This window comes from Bacillus sp. AFS023182 (assembly GCF_002560575.1).
GTDB classification, from domain to species: Bacteria; Bacillota; Bacilli; order Bacillales; family Bacillaceae_G; genus Bacillus_A; species Bacillus_A arachidis.
Window position 1 is genome coordinate 1 of record NZ_NTRO01000162.1, and the last position, 1,281, is coordinate 1,281.

Consider the following 1,281-nt stretch of genomic DNA (forward strand, 5'->3'; position numbering starts at 1 on the left):
GTTATGGCACCCCAATTTTGTATTGCCCAAATAACTCCGGCGATCGCCGCTGCTACTCCAGCGATAACAAGTATGACAGTTCCAAGTGTTGTGCCAAGTGCAAGGCATGACACAACAACCGCAGCGATGATAGGTGCTAAAGTTCCAACTGCAGCAACTAATCCAAGGAAAATAAAAGTGAAGTTCTGCACTGGTTGGGGTAATTTTGAAAACCAATCCATCACTGATTTAATCCCTTCAACTAATGGAGGTAAAATAGTTTGTGCCAGCTCAGCAAGTTGCTTTCCGAGCGGTTCAAATGCAGCTTGTGTTTCTCTTAACGCTTTTTGAAATTGCTGACCAAGGGATTCTTCTTGCAACTTCTTCATTTCTTCCATTGCACCTTTGGTTTCGCCTAAACCACCATTTAATTCATTTAGATGCAAAACAGCTTTAGCGCCCATATCTTCCCATTTTGTCAATTTGTTATCGTAAAGGCTTTTTATCCTCTACTTCTTGCACTTCATATTAATGCAAGCTCGGCATATGTTTTCACTTATAAAGTGTTGCGGTCTCGTGGAGGGATTATATTTTTTCACCCTCTATGCTCTGCCCCTGACTATACTTTGTATAGCCTTCGGTTCAAGTTAGGAATCTCACCCTTCTTGCTTAATACCGCAATTTTACTTCGGCACAATTTATCATCTACCGAACAAAGAAACACCAATTTGATTTGCTGCAACTTGGTCATCCATTCCTTTTAAATCATTCAGTACAGCATTGAACACATCAGCTGTTGTAGCTTTTCCATCATTAAAAGCTGCCCATACACCTTGCGTTTCTTGTGATAGCTTACCAAAACCTTCAGCTACACCTTTGGAACCATCTTGTACACGAATACCAAATTCTTTTACTAAATCGTTAATGTAATCTAAGTTATAAGAACCATCACGAGTACCATTTGCTAGAATGTTAAACATTTCTTCTGCCGAAAACCCAGCTTGTTTAAAGAGCGGTGCATATTCTGAAAGGTTGTCAAACAATTCATCAGAATAGTTCAAGCCTTCTTGAGCACCTGCAGCAAGTAAATCAAATGTTTCTTGCGTAGATAAACCAAACTGAGACATTAACTGTCCTGCACCACGAGTGGCTTCATTTAAGTCCACGTCATAGACTTTAGCCAGTGTTAAAACATCCTCCGATGCCATTTGTAGTTCTTCATTTGGAACATCCCTCATGTTTTGAAATACTTTGATAAGTGCCTGGTCAACTTCTTCAAGATTTTCACCAAATCCCTTTTTC

Annotated in this window: 2 pseudogenes; both read right to left on the minus strand. The window is 39.8% G+C overall.

Annotation, left to right across the window (positions count from 1 at the left end):
- Positions 1-461: pseudogene (locus tag CN288_RS27900) on the minus strand (phage tail tape measure protein); the annotation flags it as partial.
- A gap of 225 nt (positions 462-686) precedes the next feature.
- Positions 687-1,281: pseudogene (locus tag CN288_RS27905) on the minus strand (phage tail tape measure protein); the annotation flags it as partial.